Below are 15794 nucleotides of genomic sequence, written 5' to 3'. Positions count from 1 at the left end.
CCTATTGACTCAATCTAATTCTTGGGTCTACTATTACATATAAAATATCTGCTATTATATTCGCCACTACAATTACAACTGCTATAAGCATTGTTATTCCCATTATCAACATATAGTCTCTATTCATAATTGCATTGTAATTTAATGTGCCTATACCTGGCCATACAAATACAGTTTCTGTAATTAAGGCACCTGAAACTAGGGCTGGTAGCTGCATACATAAAACTGTTATTATTGAAATCATAGAGTTTCTAAGTCCATGTGTCCATACAGCTTTATTTCTAGTAAGTCCTTTAGCTTGTGCTGTTCTCATATAATCTTGATTTAATGAATCAATCATCGAAGATCTTGTATATCTTAACAATGTTGCAGTTTGAGTAAGTGACAATACTATAATAGGCATAATCATGTGCTTAATAACATCAAGTACATGCTCTAAACCTGTATATGATGCTGTTAATGTTTCCATTCCTGATGATGGTAAGATAGCCAAATCATATCCCAACCACTTTACTATTAGCAGTCCAAAGAAAAATGTTGGTATAGATATTCCTACAAATGAAATGAAAGTAACTATATAATCTATACATGTTTTAGATTTTGCCGCTGTAATAACACCAATCACTATTGCAAGTATTGAACTTAATATAAATGAAACTATTGATATTAATAATGTATTTTTTAAAGCTTCTATTATTATCGAAAAAGCTGGTGCATTGTATTGTGTTGAATAACCAAAATCACCAACTATTGCTCTTCCTATCCATTTCAAATATTGCACTGGAATTGGATCATAATACCCTAAAGCTCTTAATTTTTGTTCTACTACTTCAGGTGCAACATTAGGATCAATCATATTTAAATATGGATTACCTGGTTGCATATGAATAAGTGCAAATACTGTAACAGACACACCGAACAATACAATTAATGCAACACCTAATCTTTTTGCTAAGAATTTTCCCATATACTTTCTTGCTCTCCTTCATAAAAAAAAGGGCTGTTTACGAGAAACAACCCTTTCTGATTTTACTTATTTGATTACCCAATTATGAACATTGTAGAATTCATTAAATGTAGATGGTTTATATCCGTCTAATTTATTGTTATATACACGTTCTATATCTTGACAGAATAAATATGCTTCTGGTACATCTTCGTTTAATATTTTAGCAAATTTTGCATAAGCTTCTTTACGTTTTGCTTGATCTAGCGTAGCATTACCTTCTTCTATTAGCTTATCCGTTTTTTTATTTTCATAAGCAACTATATTATATCCAACTACACCTTTTTTATTTGATATAGCATCTGAATGCCACATTGGTCTTGGATCTGGATCTAAAGATAATGTATTACCCATCATGTATAAATCAAAATCATGATTAGCAACTACTTTATCCATAACAGCAGAGAATTCCATAGAGTCTATATTTATTTTAACTCCTATTTCTTTTAAGTTTTCTTGTATTACTACTGCTGTTTTTTCTCTAACTGGATGTCCAGTTTGACAAACAAGATTTAATTCTAGTTTTTGTCCATCTTTATTTTCAACTATTCCATCACCATCTTTATCTTCCCATCCAGCCTCTTTTAATAAAGATTTTGCTTTTTCTACATCATACTTATATGACTCTAATGATGATTCCTCTGGATAAGCCCAACTTGAAGGTAATAATGGAGCATTAACAACTTGTCCACGACCTTCTACAACATTATCTACTAATCCTTGACGGTTAATTGCATACATAAAAGCTTTACGTAAATTTACATCTTGTAATTTTTTTTCTCTTAAATTGAATCCCATATATGTAAATTGATAGTTATCGAATGCTGCTTCTTTATATGCTTCTTTAACTAATGAATCTACATCAGCTTTTGATAATGCTTCAACATTTGCTATATCAATTGATCCATTTTTAAATTCTGCTTGAGTTGTATCAGCATTTATAACTTTAAATACTAAGTTTGGAGTTTTAACTTCTCCACCAAAGAAACCTGAAGCAGCTTCAAATTTTACATAAGAACCACTTTTATATTCAGTTAATTTATATGGTCCACATCCAATTGGTTTATTTAAAAGATCAGTTTTCTTTGTCCATTCACCCACAGGAACTTCTGACCATATATGTTTTGGTAATATTTGTACTGTACCTAAGTTAGTTACTGCTGGTGCATATACTTTATCAAATTCTATTTCTATAGTATTTTTATCAACAACTTTTAATCCTTTAATTTTATCAGCTTTTCCATCGTGATAATCTTTCGCACCTTTTATATTTTGAACATCTCCATAATATCCACCTGTATAATCACCTGATGCCATACTTGTAAAAGTAAATGCCACATCTTCAGCTGTTACATCTTTGCCATCATGCCATTTAACATTATCTTTTATTTTGTATGTAATCGTTTTCTGGTCATCAGAAACCTCGTACTTATCTGCTAAATACTTTTCTAATTCACCTTTATCATTAACTGTCATTAAAGATGCATAAACAACTGATTCAACATAGTGATCCATTGCTATATCTGAAACAAGTGGGTTAAATATCCCCTGTGGTGCTGTATTCATAGAATATACTATCGTATCCTTTGCTTTTCCCTCACTAGTTTCTGATCCTTTTGAACTACACCCTGTAAGCGCTGTACACAATAGGGCTGTAACTAAAAATAAACTAATTACTTTTCTTTTCATATTTTCCTCCTGTCGTAATTCCCTATGATTTAATATTTTTGTATATATTTTAACATTGCTTTCTTATTATAAATGATAATCACGATTTATGTCTAATTGATAATATTTATATGCAAAGTAACAATATAGATTTTTTTAATAATTAAAATAAAAAAAGAAACAGGAATTTTCCTGTTTCTTTTATATATTTAAAATTTAAAAACTAGCAAGTGAAGAATAATTTAGCTATTCCACCTTTTGAAGTTTCTCTGTATTTATCCATCATATCTCTACCAGTTTCGTCCATTATTTTAACTATTTGATCGAAAGTAACTTGATGCTCTCCATCAGTTAATAATGAATAGTTAGCAGCATCTAACGCTCTTTGAGCACCCATTGCATTTCTTTCTATACATGGTATTTGAACGTATCCGTAAGCTGGGTCACAAGTCATTCCTAAGTGATGCTCTAAACCGATTTCAGCAGCATATTCTATTTGTCTTAATGATCCACCTTTTAAGAAAGCTATTGCTGCAGCAGCCATTGCACAAGCAACTCCTACTTCACCTTGACATCCAACTTCAGCACCTGAAACAGATCCATTTCTCTTAACAAGAACACCAACTATACCTGCTACAGCTAAAGCTTCAACTAATTGCTCATCAGTGTATCCTTCATAGTCTTTCATTGCGAAGAATATTCCTGGTAAAACACCTGCAGAACCACATGTTGGAGCAGTTACTATAACATATCCTGATGCATTTTGCTCTGAAGCAGCTAAAGCATAAGCATAAACTAATGTATTTAATTGCTTATTAGCAAGATATTGCTTATAGAAGTATCCAGCTTTTCTTTCTAGATTTAATTTACCTGGTATAACTTCTGTAGCTTTTAAACCATCTTCTACTGATTTTTTCATAGCATCTTTAATAGTTACTAAGTAATCCATTATATCAGCATCGTCGTAAGTCTTTACGTAGTCTACGAAGTTTTTGTTGTTTTGGTTACACCAAGTTATTATTTCTTCCATTGTTGAATGAGGGTAAGTGTCGTTTCCACCTGCATTTCTCATTCCTTCTTCAGCTATTGTACCTCCACCAACAGAGTAGATAGTCCAATCTCCCATTACGTTTCCATCTGCATCTATAGCTTCTAACATCATACCGTTTGGATGATATGGTTTAACTATATCTTCTCTCCAAAGTATTTCAACTTCCTTTGGCTCAAGCGTTTTCTTGATTATATAATCAGTTAAATGCCCTTCTCCTGTTGCAGCTAAACTTCCGTATAAGTGAGCTTTAAAGCTAGCAGCTTCTGGGTATTTGTTCTTAAATTGTTCAGCAGCTCTTTGTGGTCCCATTGTATGTGAGCTTGAAGGTCCATTACCTACTTTGTAAAGTTCTTTTAGTGATTCCATTTTATTCCTCCTCGGGGATTTTATATATTCTTTTGCTTGTAATAAGAAAACATATTCCTAATTAACATTATATTTTTCCAATAATAATAATTTAAGAATTATTTAATTTTATAAATATATTTATAAATATTAATTTTTATAAATATTAAATAACACATAAAATATTTTACCTAAAATCCGACAAAAAATCTAGATGTTGTTTTAGGTAATTTTTTACATTTTTATTGATTTTTTCATTTTTTTGTACTACTATTATTAATAATTTAAAAAACTATCTTAACCTAGGGTAGAGGTGCAGTGGTTAAAAGTATTTGAAAGTAGTCGGCAGACGTTGATATTCAAAGAAAGGAATCATTGCCGAAAAGGTAATCTTTGCAAAGATTATTTTTGGGGTTATACATAATATGTATAACACTGTCACTTATTTTTAAGTGGTGAGCTACAAGGTTTACTTTGACATGTCGTTTTAAACGTACAAAGTATACCTTTGTACGTTTTTTTATATATATAAAATATAAAGCTCTCCCTTAAATTTTCTCTATGTTATTTAATGTTAAATCTAAAATATATTACGGGGTGATTAAAAATGAAAAAAATTAATGTTGCTTTAGTTGGTGCCACTGGTATGGTGGGAAGAACTTTTATAAAGGTTTTAGAAGAAAGAAATTTTCCAATAGATAATATCTATATGTTCTCTTCTGCAAAATCTGCAGGAAAAACTGTTAAATTTGTTGGGAAAGATGTGGTTGTAGAAGAATTAAATGAAAACTCTTTTGATAAGGATATACAAATAGCTCTATTCTCTGCTGGTGGTGGAATAAGTCAAAAATACGCACCAATCGCAGCTTCTAAAGGAGTAATTGTTGTTGATAACTCAAGTCAATGGAGAATGGATCCTAATGTTCCATTAGTTGTTCCAGAGGTTAACCCAGAAGCAGTAAAAAATCACAAGGGAATAATTGCAAACCCAAACTGCTCTACTATACAAGCTATGGTTCCTCTTAAACCATTACATGATAAATACAGTTTAAAAAGAGTTGTTTACTCAACTTACCAAGCCGTATCTGGTTCTGGTGTTAAAGGAGTTCAAGATTTGGAAGATGGAATTCAAGGAAAACCAAACACTTTCTATCCTCATCCAATAGCATTTAACTGTCTTCCTCATATAGATGTTTTCGAAGAAAACGGATATACAAAAGAAGAAATGAAAATGGTAAATGAAACTATGAAAATCTTAGAAGACTATAATATTAAAGTTACTGCTACTACTGTAAGGGTTCCAGTGAAAGGTGCTCACAGTGAGTCTATAAACTTAGAGTTTAATAAGCCATTTGAGTTGGAAGATGTATTTACTGCTCTAAAAAACACTGAAGGTGTTGTTGTTGTTGATAATCCAGCAAACAATGAGTATCCTCTAGCAGTTGATGCTGAAGGTCATGATGAAGTTTATGTTGGAAGAATTAGAAGAGACTTCAGTGTGGATAATGGTGTTAATATGTGGGTTGTTGCTGACAACATAAGAAAAGGTGCTGCTACTAACGCAGTCCAAATAGCTGAATTATTATTAAAATATGATTTAGTATAAAAATGAGCTTTAATAAATATTAATTAATAGAGATTAAATTTAAGGTAAAAAGGAGAGGTTTGTTTATGATTTTTAAAGGTTCTGCAGTTGCTTTAGTTACTCCATTTGATGAAAATGGAAAGGTTAATGTTAAAAAGATAAAAGAATTAGTGGATTTTCAAATTGAAAATGGCACTGATGCTATAGTTGCTTGTGGCACTACTGGGGAAGCCAGCACTATGAATGACGAAGAACATTTATTAGCAATCAAAACTATTGTTGATGCTGTTGATAAAAGGGTTCCTGTAATAGCTGGAACAGGTGGAAACGACACTGCTCACTCCATCTATATGAGTCAAGAAGCTGAAAAATTAGGTGCAGATGCTCTTTTAATTATAACTCCTTACTATAATAAAGCTAATAAATCAGGACTTAGAAAACACTTTGTATCTATTGCAAATAGTGTTAAACTTCCTATAATTTTATACAATGTTCCTTCACGTACAAAGGTTAATATACCACCTGCTCTTGTTGCTGATTTAGCTAGAAATGTGGATAATATTGTAGCTCTTAAAGAAGCTTGTGGAGATTTAGCTCAAGTAGCTGAAGTTTGCAGATTAGTTCCAGAAGGCTTTGCTGTGTATTCTGGTAATGATGACTCAATACTTCCTCTACTTTCTCTAGGAGGATCTGGAGTTATATCAGTTCTAGCTAATATTTGTCCACAGGAAACTCATGATTTAGTATCTAAGTTTATGGATGGCGATGTAGAAGGCTCTAGAAGATTACAATTAGGTATGAAACCTTTAATAGATGCTTTGTTTATAGAAGTAAATCCTATACCAGTAAAAACTGCTGTCAATTTATTAGGATTTAATGTGGGAGATTTAAGACTTCCTCTAGCTGAAATGGAGGAACAAAATTTAGAAGTTTTAAAAAGAGAATTAGTTAATTTTGGACTAAAAATACAGGAGGCAACATGTTAAGAGTAATTATAAATGGTTATAGCGGTAGTATGGGTAAAGTTTTAACTAAATGTGTTAATGAAGATAGTGAGCTACAACTTGTTTGTGGTGTATCTAGAGATGAATTAGATGTTCCATTCAAAACTTACCATAAAATTAGTGAAGTAGAAGAAAGTGCTGATATCATCATCGATTTTTCTCATCACTCTACTATATATGATGTTTTGGATTATGCTACAAAAACAAAAATTCCTTTAGTAATAGCAACTACAGGGTTTAATGATGAAGAATTAGGTGAAATAGAAAAAGCTTCGGCTATTATTCCTATTTTCCACTCTTCTAATATGTCTCTAGGTGTAAATGTCCTAGTTAAATTAGTTAAAGAAGCTGCCAAAGCTCTTAATGGGTTTGACATAGAAATAATAGAAAAACACCATAATAAAAAACTAGATTCACCTAGTGGCACAGCTGTTATGATAGCTAATGGAATTAAAGATGTTTTGCCAGAAAGTGAATGCATATATGGAAGATATGGTCGCTCTGAAAAGAGAAAGCCTACTGAAGTTGGTATTCATGCCATAAGAGGTGGAACCATAGTAGGTGAACACACTACTATATTCGCTGGTCATGATGAAGTTGTAGAAATAAAACATACAGCTCAATCTAAGGATATTTTTGCAAAAGGAGCTATTACTGCTGCAAAATTCTTAGTAAATAAAGAAGCTGGATATTACAACATGAACAATATGTTAGACTAAAACTAGACAAAATTTGGAGGAGAACGATGGTTAACTTAAATGATGCTTATGAAATAGCTAAATATATAAAAGATGCTGAAAAACAAACACCTGTAAAAGTTTATATTTCAGGTGATATAAAAATAGAAAAAAACGACAAATACAAAGTATTTGGTCAAGAGGGTTCTTATATTTTAATTGGTGATTATAAAACTATAATGAAAGATGTGGAAAACTTTAAATCTTCTGTGGATGATATTCATATAGAATATGATAGAAGAAATTCAGCTATCCCTCTTTATAATTTCTTACATGCTGAGGCTAGAATTGAGCCAGGTGCATTAATAAGAGATATGGTTACAATAGAAAAAAATGCCGTAATTATGATGGGTGCGGTAATAAATATAGGTGCTGTTGTTGGTGAAGGATCTATGGTGGATATGAACGCTGTAATAGGCGCTAGGGGAATGCTTGGTAAGAATGTACATCTTGGGGCTTGTTCTGTCGTTGCTGGTGTTCTTGAGCCACCTTCTGCTACTCCTGTTATAATTGAAGATGATGTATTAATCGGTGCAAATTCAGTTATTCTTGAAGGTGTGAGAGTTGGTAAAGGTTCTGTTGTTGCTGCAGGCTCTGTCGTTACAAAAGATGTTCCTCCAGGTGTTGTAGTAGCTGGCTCTCCTGCTAGAATAATTAAGAATAAAGATGAAAAAACTGCTGACAAAACAAAGGTAATGGAAGATTTAAGAAAATTAGATTAATCTAAAAATAAAGTTAATAAAAGGAATAAGCTGATTTTCAATCAACTTATTCCTTTTTATATTCAAATCCAAATAATTTAAATATAAAGTAAATAATTATTATCCAACAAAATTCATCAATATAGGTACTAACATAACTGTTAAGACACCAGAAATACCTATAGACAGAGATGACATAGCACCTTCCACCTCTCCCATTTCTAGGGCTTTACTTGTACCCATAGCATGAGCTGCTGTACCCATAGCTATTCCTTTTGATACAGGGTGCTTTATCTTTCCTATTTTTAATACTAAATCGCCTAATATGTTTCCAAATATACCTGTTGCAATTATACAAACAACAGTTATAGATTCCACTCCACCTAAAGCATTAACTAATGATACTCCCATTGGTGTTGTAATTGATTTTGGTAAAATAGAGTAAACTATTTCGTTATTTGTTAAAGTTAATTTTCCTATAACAGTTATTATTATAAAAGAAGTAACTACTCCTACCACAATTCCAATTAAAATTTCTTTTATATGCTTTTTAAATAAATCAAACTGTCTGTAAAGTGGTACCGCTAAGACTACTGTAACAGGTCCTAACATAAAATTCATTATGTCTGCACCTATTTTGAAGTTTTCATAAGGTATATTTGTAATTTTTAAAAATAATATAATTAGTATTATGCATATTAATAAACCATTAAATATAGGTTTTTGGGCCTTTTTCTGTATAAACAAACCTATATTATAAAAAGCTAAAATTGTTACAAGTCCAAATAATTGTGTATTTAATATCTGCTCCATTTACTATCTCCTATCCCTCTTACTATGCAAATCTTTCTTCTGATTCTTCTTCCTCTATTTCTACTTTCTTTTTATGAATCATAATATCTACTGTTTTACCTGTTACCAGCATAATAATCATCGTTGCAGCAGTTGCGCTTAATAATAAAACTACTATATTATCTCCTATCAAACCTAATGAGTTTATAAGAGATACACCTGCTGGCACAAAAAATATAGCCATGTTATTAAGTAGAAAATCTGATACTTCTCTTATAGTTTCTTCTTTTATTATTTTAAATTGAAGCAATAAGAATAAAATTATCATTCCTACTATTGTTCCAGGAATTTTAATAAAATCACTACATAGAGAACTGATTAATTCTCCTCCTGCCCATATTCCAAATATAATTCCTAATTGATTAAATATTTTCATACTACCGTCCTCTTCTTTTGAATTTAATATAAAAATTATACAACATGATTTCATTTATATAAATATGAATATATAAATTTTATTTTTCATATTTTAACATTATATATAATATCTTCACCATATTTATATTATCATAGTGAAAGGAGTAATTACAAAAAATCAGGAAAAAATAAAAGGCATCGTTAATAAACAACACCTTTTTATCTATTCTTATAAATCTTTAAAGTATTCTATTCCCATAGCTTCTCTTACTTCTTTTAAAGTATGAGCAGCTACTTCTCTAGCATTTTCACTACCTTTTCTTAACACTTCATATAAATATGCTTTATCTTTTTCTAATTCTGATCTTCTTGCTCTTATTGGAGCTAATTCAGCTTGAAGTACTTCGTTTAAGTATCTTTTTACTTTAACATCTCCAAGACCACCTCTTCTATAGTGGGCTTTTAACTCTTCTACGTAAGCTTTGTCTGTACAGAAAGCATCCAAATAAGTGAAAACTGTATTATTTTCAACACATCCTGGATCTTCAACTCTTATATGATTAGGATCTGTAAACATGCTCATAACTTTCTTTTTAACTGTTTCTTCGTCATCACTTAGGTATATAGCATTTCCTAATGATTTACTCATTTTAGCCTTACCATCTATTCCTGGCATTCTTCCTTCTATTCCTTCTGGATACATTCCTTCTGGTTCAACTAATAATTCACCATATGTGTTATTAAAGCTTCTTACAATCTCTCTAGTTTGCTCTATCATTGGTTTTTGATCGTTACCTACTGGAACTAAATCAGCTTTAAAAGCAGTTATATCAGCTACCTGACTCACTGGGTAAACGAAAAATCCTGCTGGTATTCCTTCTCCAAATCCTTTTTGTTTGATTTCATCCTTAACTGTAGGGTTTCTGCTAAGTCTAGCTACTGTAACTAAGTTTAAGTAATACACTGTAAGTTCTGCTAACTCTGGTATTTGTGACTGTATAAATATATTAGTTTTCTCTGGATCTAATCCTACTGCTAAGTAGTCCATAGTAACTTCCATTACGCTATTTATTATTTTTTCTGGATTTTTTGCATTATCTGTTAAAGCTTGTTGGTCAGCTATCATAACAAACATATCGTATAGTCCTGAATTTTGTAATGCTACTCTGTTTTTTAATGAACCTGTATAATGACCTAAATGAAGTTTTCCTGTAGGTCTGTCTCCTGTTAATATTATTTTTTTACTCATTTCTTCATCTCCTTATGATATTTATAGTTTTCAGTATTCTCTATAATAAAAAAACTCCGTCCTAAAACTATAGGACGGAGTGTTATATCCGCGTTGCCACCTAAATTGTGTACTATAAAAATACACCTCTCAATTCTTGGTACTATCATACCTCAACTGCTGTAACGTGCAATTCACGGTAAAGTCTACTCTCAAATAGATTTCAATTTACTCCTAAAAGGTCCATTCATTAAATCTTTCTTGCTGAGATTCCACCATCCTCAACTCTCTATATTGAATCTTAATTTAACTACTCTTCCTTATCATGGGATTTATTATATGATTTTCTATCTTAATATTATTATCTTTTAATTTAAATGTCAATAAATTTACTTATTATATATTATTAATCAGTATTACCATTGTTTACAATAAAAATTCATTTTTATACTTCATAAATATATATTAGGTTGAAATTGCTCTTCATTAATCTTATAACTTAGATATTATATTACGTATCACATTAAAATTAGGGTATTATAATTTTATATAGCTAAATAAATAACAAGGAAGTGGTTGAAATGGAAATATATACACTAGGTCATTCTAATTACCCTTTTAATAAATTCATAGAGATATTAAAGAAATACAATATAAATTGTGTAGTTGATATAAGGGCTATCCCATATTCAAAGTATAATACTCAATATAACAAAGAATTTTTTCAAACAAACTTAAAAAGATTAGGCTATACCTATATTTATATGGCTGATGAATTTGGTGCTAAAAGAAAAATTAGAGTAAGTTATAATAATGAAGGATATGCCGATTTTGCTAAAGTTATATTAGAAGATGACTTTAATAAAGGTATAGAAAGATTAAAAATAGGTTGTGACAAAGGCTATAAGATAGTCTTACTTGGTGCCATGCAAGAGCCTATAAGATGTCCTCGTGCCATATTAGTTGGAAAAGAATTAGTTAAAGAAGGATTTGATGTAAAACATATAATGCATGAAGGTAATTTGAATACACAAAAAGACTTGGAAGAACTTTTACTAGAAAAATATTTTCATCAAAGAAATCAACTTACCATAGATACTTTATTTGGTAATTATATGAACAATGAAAATATGATTGAAGAAAGTTATAAGCTTGCCAATAAAGAGATTGGATATAGAATAGAAAAATTAAACAATAAATAAATCTTTCAAACATATTGACTTATCATCAACAAATTCAGACAAAATTCAAGGGTGTAACATTTTTGTTACACCCTTTCATCTTACTATCTATCTTGATCTGTTACTACAAATACATAAGGTATATTTCTATAATAGTCACCATAGTTTAATCCGTAACCTACAACAAATTTATCTTCTATTGTAAATCCGCAGTAATCAGGTTCTAAGTCTACTTCTCTTCTACTTGGTTTATCTAATAATACACAACATTTTATACTTGCTGGATTTTTAGATTTTAAATGATTCATTACATGACTCATAGTATGTGCTGAATCTGTTATATCATCAACAACTAATACATCATATCCCTCTAAATCAGACTTTATGTCATTAACTATTTGAACTCTTCCACTAGAAGCAGTTCCATGTCCATAGCTTGAAGTTGTCATAAATTCTATTCTTACTGGTACATCTAAAGCTCTAACTAAATCTGAGCAGAAAATAAAGCTACCTTTTAATAGAGATACGACCATTAATTTCTTACCTTGGTAATCTTTTGAAAGTTCTTTACCTAATTCTTTTATTCTATCTTTTAACTGTTCTTCCGAGCATAGAACTTCCCATACTTTTTTATCAATATCCATTGATTAACCTCCTAAATAAATGATGATATTTCCATTTTATAAAAGATTAACTTCTTTTGCAAGATAGTTTTAGTCAACTTTATTCATATCGTTCATTACATTTAATATTATTTCGTCTGTTATTTGCATTCCTTTATCACTAACTCTACCTAAGTTTTGTATAGATTGCTCAACTTGTGTACCAACTATACCATTTAGTGGCGGTACTGCATATCCTTGTTTAGCTATAACAGCACTTTGAACTGCTGCTGATGCTGCTGAAGATAATTTTAAAGCACATCCTGCTTTTGCACCATCACAAATCATACCACTTAAATCAGCTATCATATTTTCTATAGCTCCGTATATATGATTAATCTTTCCATCCATTAACCAAGCTATACCTGCACTTGCTCCAGTTGATGCAGCTACACCACATCCACATACAGCAGATAGTCTTCCAGTAAAGTTTTTAACATATGCAGTTACTAAGTGAGATATTGCAAGAGCTTTTGCTAATTTTTCATCACTTTGTGGGTACTTTGAGCTATAAGCAACTATTGGAAGTATTGCTGTTAATCCATGGTTTCCAGATCCATTTGAACTCATAACAGGAAGTTTTGCTCCACCCATTCTTGCATCAGATGCTGCAGCTGTTAAAAGCATAGCTTCTGTCATTATTCCATCTCCTAATAATCCTTCTTCCATAGATTCTTTTATACCTCTACCAACACCTATACCGATTTCATTTTCTAATCCGTATTTTGCCATGTCCATATTCATTGTTACACCATCTAATAAGAATTTAATATCTTCTAAATTCATATTTTCAACATTTTCAACTATTTCTTGTATAGTTATAGTGTCCATTATGTTTTCTTTTTTCTCTGTAGTTTGTGCCTCAGCTTTTTCTGCAAATCCGTCCACTTCATCTAATAATACTAAATCGTTTGCTTGTAAGAATACAAAATTATCATGTTTAGTTTTTATTATAACTCTTGATGTATTATTCTTTCCTTCTAATCTTACTTCTATAACAACCTTTTCCTTAGTATCTAAAGGCTCTATACTTATTGGATTTTCATCTACATATTTTTCTGATTCTTTAACTTGCTCATCAGTTAATCCTTCTAATAAAGTTAATCCGTCCTCAGATTTTCCTCCAACAAACCCCATAGCAACAGCTATTTTTAATCCTAATCTGTCAGTTCCTGGTATTCCGACACACATTGCATTCTTGTAAACATTTGGGCTAACTAAAACTTTATGTTTTACTATTTCTTCTCCTAATAGCTCTTTTGCTTTTGCACAAGCTAATGCTACAGCAACCGGCTCTGTACAACCTACTGCTGGTTTTACTTCCGCCTTTAATATATAAACTAAATTCGTTCTTAAATCTCTCATTTTATAATCCTCCTAGTAATTTAAAATAAATTATTATTTTTGTATTGCTCTCAAAATATAATGTAGCAAATTTTGTGCCAACTTTTTAATATTTTATAAATAAAAAAATGAGATTAACAAGCCAAATTTATATACTTTTATAGGCTATGTAATTATAAACAATTATATAAATCTCAAAATAAGCAAAAAAAATCTCAAAATGAGATTTTTGTATCATTTTGAGATTAAATTATATTTTTCAAGTTTTCTATATAATGTAGCTCTAGATATACCCAAGGCCTTTGCTACTAATTCTTTATCTTTTTTATAATGTTTATATTTATCAAAGGCTTTTCTTATTTCTTCTTTTTCCAAATCTTCTAAAGTTCTTATTTCCTCTTCTTTATGTGATTTTTCGTCATAATATGTTGATTTTATATTATTAGGTATAATATCTAAAGTTAATAAAGGTGAATTTGACATATTTATACTATATTCAATTATGTTTTGTAATTCTCTAACATTGCCTGGCCATGTATAATCAACTAATGTCTTACCAGCATCTTCTTCTATTCCAATTACATCCTTATTTAGCTTATGAGCATATTCTTTTATCATATAATCAATTAGTAAAGGGATGTCATTTTTTCGTTCTCTTAATGTTGGCAAAGTTATTGGAATTACTTTTAACCTATAATATAAGTCTTCTCTAAATTGTCCGTTTTTAACTAACTCTTCTAGATTTTTATTAGTGGCTGCAACAACTCTAACATCAATAAATATATTGGATTTTCCTCCAATTTTATCTAACTCTCTTTCTTGTAGCACTCTTAAAAGTTTCCCTTGTAAGTGAAGACTCATATCTCCTATTTCATCTAGAAATATAGTACCTTTATGAGCCAACTCAAATTTACCTAGTTTTCCACCTTTTTTAGCTCCTGTAAAAGCTCCTTCCTCGTACCCAAATAATTCACTTTCCAATAAATTATCTGGTATAGCTGCACAGTTAACTGCTACAAAAGGGTAATCTGTTCTATCACTATGGTTGTGAATAGCCCTAGCGAAAAGTTCCTTTCCCGTTCCACTCTCTCCTGTAATAAGTACTGTAGAATTTGATTTAGCTGCAATTAATGCCTTTTGCTTTGTATGCTCCATTATTTCACTACTACCAACAATATTGTCTAATGTAATTTTATAATCTTTATTAATTTTATTGTAGTTTTTAATTGCCTCTTTATTTTCAATAAAATCAATAACATATCCTTTTAATTTATTTTTAACTACTATTTCACTAATATTATATATTCCTTTTAAATTTCTTCCCTGTTTCTTGTAATAAAAAATTCCCGTTTTGTATTTTTCAAAGTCTAAAGTTGATGGTTTTTTAATAAAGTCTAGTAAATGAAAAATATTTCCGCATTCTAACTTATCATCATCTATATTAAAAATTTTTCTGAATTTAACGTTGTACTTATCAATATTTCCCCTAGTATCTATAGATACTACAGCTTTGTTCATACCATTTAGTAATATCTCCAGCTTTTTCTTTTCTAACTCTAATTCTTCTGTTTTGTTTTGAGCCTTCAATTTATTAGATATTAAATCTGCCATTTTCCCTAAAAAGTTAGTTAGATCTTTTGCATTATCAGTTATTATCGAAGATTGTTCTTCATTAAATGCTATAAGACCTACTACTCCATAAGCATATCCATCCAAGGTAATTGGACAACATACCTCTGCATACTCTTTGCAATTACCGTTGTTAGAACATTCTTTACAAATATCATTTTGCTCCGAATCATCAATATAAATTAATACTTGTTCTTCTAAACATTTTTTAAATGCGGAGTAGCCATTTACCCTTTCACCAATCTTCTCTAAATAAATTCCTGTTCCAGCTATTCTTATTAAGTTTTCATCAACTATAGTAACATCAATATTTAAAACTGAAAGCATAGCTTCAGCTATATTTTGAATATCATCTTTTATATCTTTTAGGCCATTCATTTTCATCAATCCTTAATTTTTTTTATATTTAACAAAGATTTTATTTCTTTTAAAACAACATATATT

14 protein-coding genes, 1 riboswitch and 1 other annotated feature are annotated in these 15794 nt (G+C 30.3%); of the genes, 5 read left to right on the top strand and 9 right to left on the bottom strand.

Annotation, left to right across the window (positions count from 1 at the left end):
- Window position 1: 1 nt before the first annotated feature.
- The 3 genes from TEGL_RS01935 to TEGL_RS01925 all read right to left on the bottom strand — a co-directional run bounded on the left by TEGL_RS01935 (window position 2) and on the right by TEGL_RS01925 (window position 4091).
- Window positions 2-967, bottom strand: a complete 966-nt coding sequence (locus tag TEGL_RS01935; RefSeq protein WP_018591780.1) for an ABC transporter permease — start codon at window positions 965-967, stop codon at window positions 2-4.
- 66 nt (window positions 968-1033) lie between these two features.
- Window positions 1034-2695 carry a peptide-binding protein gene (locus TEGL_RS01930; protein ID WP_018591781.1) on the bottom strand — a complete coding sequence of 554 codons (1662 nt, stop codon included), beginning with the start codon at window positions 2693-2695 and terminating at the stop codon, window positions 1034-1036.
- Between the two features lie 202 nt (window positions 2696-2897).
- Window positions 2898-4091 carry an L-serine ammonia-lyase, iron-sulfur-dependent, subunit alpha gene (locus tag TEGL_RS01925; protein ID WP_018591782.1) on the bottom strand — a complete coding sequence of 398 codons (1194 nt, stop codon included), beginning with the start codon at window positions 4089-4091 and terminating at the stop codon, window positions 2898-2900.
- 279 nt (window positions 4092-4370) lie between these two features.
- A riboswitch (Lysine riboswitch) is annotated at window positions 4371-4541 on the top strand.
- Between the two features lie 136 nt (window positions 4542-4677).
- Here TEGL_RS01925 and TEGL_RS01920 point away from each other — a divergent pair.
- The 4 genes from TEGL_RS01920 (at window position 4678) to dapD (ending at window position 8118) form a co-directional block, all read left to right on the top strand.
- Complete coding sequence (locus TEGL_RS01920; RefSeq protein WP_018591783.1) at window positions 4678-5676, top strand: aspartate-semialdehyde dehydrogenase; 999 nt, start codon at window positions 4678-4680, stop codon at window positions 5674-5676.
- 65 nt (window positions 5677-5741) lie between these two features.
- Entirely contained in the window at window positions 5742-6641 is a 900-nt protein-coding gene (gene dapA, locus TEGL_RS01915) for a 4-hydroxy-tetrahydrodipicolinate synthase (protein WP_018591784.1), read from the top strand.
- Window positions 6635-7378: a 4-hydroxy-tetrahydrodipicolinate reductase gene (gene dapB, locus TEGL_RS01910; protein WP_018591785.1), complete on the top strand. Its 744-nt coding sequence runs from the start codon at window positions 6635-6637 to the stop codon at window positions 7376-7378. Before dapA ends, dapB begins: the two co-directional genes overlap by 7 nt.
- A 26-nt stretch (window positions 7379-7404) precedes the next feature.
- Window positions 7405-8118 carry a 2,3,4,5-tetrahydropyridine-2,6-dicarboxylate N-acetyltransferase gene (gene dapD, locus TEGL_RS01905; RefSeq protein WP_018591786.1) on the top strand — a complete coding sequence of 238 codons (714 nt, stop codon included), beginning with the start codon at window positions 7405-7407 and terminating at the stop codon, window positions 8116-8118.
- Window positions 8119-8217: 99 nt separating this feature from the next.
- On the opposite strand, the gene TEGL_RS01900 is transcribed toward dapD, so the two are convergent.
- From TEGL_RS01900 to trpS, 3 genes are all read right to left on the bottom strand, one after another.
- Window positions 8218-8910, bottom strand: coding sequence for an LrgB family protein (locus tag TEGL_RS01900; protein WP_018591787.1), 693 nt, complete (start codon window positions 8908-8910; stop codon window positions 8218-8220).
- Window positions 8911-8932: 22 nt separating this feature from the next.
- On the bottom strand, window positions 8933-9325 hold the full coding sequence (locus tag TEGL_RS01895; RefSeq protein ID WP_018591788.1) for a CidA/LrgA family protein: 393 nt from the start codon (window positions 9323-9325) through the stop codon (window positions 8933-8935).
- Window positions 9326-9535: 210 nt separating this feature from the next.
- Window positions 9536-10555, bottom strand: a complete 1020-nt coding sequence (gene trpS / locus TEGL_RS01890) for a tryptophan--tRNA ligase (protein WP_018591789.1) — start codon at window positions 10553-10555, stop codon at window positions 9536-9538.
- Window positions 10556-10622: 67 nt separating this feature from the next.
- Window positions 10623-10870 (bottom strand) — a binding site (T-box leader).
- 245 nt (window positions 10871-11115) lie between these two features.
- Between trpS and TEGL_RS01885 the strand changes: the two genes are divergently transcribed.
- Window positions 11116-11736, top strand: coding sequence for a DUF488 family protein (locus tag TEGL_RS01885; RefSeq protein WP_018591790.1), 621 nt, complete (start codon window positions 11116-11118; stop codon window positions 11734-11736).
- Window positions 11737-11819: 83 nt separating this feature from the next.
- Here the strand turns inward: TEGL_RS01885 and hpt are convergent, their stop codons facing one another.
- The 3 genes from hpt to TEGL_RS01870 all read right to left on the bottom strand — a co-directional run bounded on the left by hpt (window position 11820) and on the right by TEGL_RS01870 (window position 15728).
- Window positions 11820-12359 (bottom strand): hypoxanthine phosphoribosyltransferase, encoded by a 540-nt coding sequence (gene hpt, locus TEGL_RS01880; protein WP_018591791.1) that lies wholly within the window; start codon window positions 12357-12359, stop codon window positions 11820-11822.
- Between the two features lie 69 nt (window positions 12360-12428).
- On the bottom strand, window positions 12429-13742 hold the full coding sequence (locus TEGL_RS01875; protein ID WP_018591792.1) for a serine dehydratase subunit alpha family protein: 1314 nt from the start codon (window positions 13740-13742) through the stop codon (window positions 12429-12431).
- 213 nt (window positions 13743-13955) lie between these two features.
- Window positions 13956-15728 carry a sigma-54 interaction domain-containing protein gene (locus TEGL_RS01870; RefSeq protein WP_018591793.1) on the bottom strand — a complete coding sequence of 591 codons (1773 nt, stop codon included), beginning with the start codon at window positions 15726-15728 and terminating at the stop codon, window positions 13956-13958.
- Between the last annotated feature and the right edge of the window lie 66 nt (window positions 15729-15794).

The organism is Terrisporobacter glycolicus ATCC 14880 = DSM 1288, from assembly GCF_036812735.1.
GTDB lineage: Bacteria > Bacillota > Clostridia > Peptostreptococcales > Peptostreptococcaceae > Terrisporobacter > Terrisporobacter glycolicus.
The sequence above is the reverse complement of the archived record's forward strand: the minus strand, read 5'-3'. Positions and strand labels throughout refer to the sequence as shown.

Bases quoted from the DNA above. Each gene is read 5' to 3' on its own strand.
- hpt (WP_018591791.1), bottom strand. From the start codon at position 12,359: ATGGATATTGATAAAAAAGTATGGGAAGTTCTATGCTCGGAAGAACAG.
- dapA (WP_018591784.1), top strand. From the start codon at position 5,742: ATGATTTTTAAAGGTTCTGCAGTTGCTTTAGTTACTCCATTTGATGAA.
- TEGL_RS01930 (WP_018591781.1), bottom strand. From the start codon at position 2,695: ATGAAAAGAAAAGTAATTAGTTTATTTTTAGTTACAGCCCTATTGTGT.
- dapB (WP_018591785.1), top strand. From the start codon at position 6,635: ATGTTAAGAGTAATTATAAATGGTTATAGCGGTAGTATGGGTAAAGTT.
- dapD (WP_018591786.1), top strand. From the start codon at position 7,405: ATGGTTAACTTAAATGATGCTTATGAAATAGCTAAATATATAAAAGAT.
- TEGL_RS01875 (WP_018591792.1), bottom strand. From the start codon at position 13,742: ATGAGAGATTTAAGAACGAATTTAGTTTATATATTAAAGGCGGAAGTA.
- TEGL_RS01870 (WP_018591793.1), bottom strand. From the start codon at position 15,728: ATGAATGGCCTAAAAGATATAAAAGATGATATTCAAAATATAGCTGAA.
- TEGL_RS01900 (WP_018591787.1), bottom strand. From the start codon at position 8,910: ATGGAGCAGATATTAAATACACAATTATTTGGACTTGTAACAATTTTA.
- TEGL_RS01895 (WP_018591788.1), bottom strand. From the start codon at position 9,325: ATGAAAATATTTAATCAATTAGGAATTATATTTGGAATATGGGCAGGA.
- TEGL_RS01935 (WP_018591780.1), bottom strand. From the start codon at position 967: ATGGGAAAATTCTTAGCAAAAAGATTAGGTGTTGCATTAATTGTATTG.
- TEGL_RS01885 (WP_018591790.1), top strand. From the start codon at position 11,116: ATGGAAATATATACACTAGGTCATTCTAATTACCCTTTTAATAAATTC.
- TEGL_RS01925 (WP_018591782.1), bottom strand. From the start codon at position 4,091: ATGGAATCACTAAAAGAACTTTACAAAGTAGGTAATGGACCTTCAAGC.
- trpS (WP_018591789.1), bottom strand. From the start codon at position 10,555: ATGAGTAAAAAAATAATATTAACAGGAGACAGACCTACAGGAAAACTT.
- TEGL_RS01920 (WP_018591783.1), top strand. From the start codon at position 4,678: ATGAAAAAAATTAATGTTGCTTTAGTTGGTGCCACTGGTATGGTGGGA.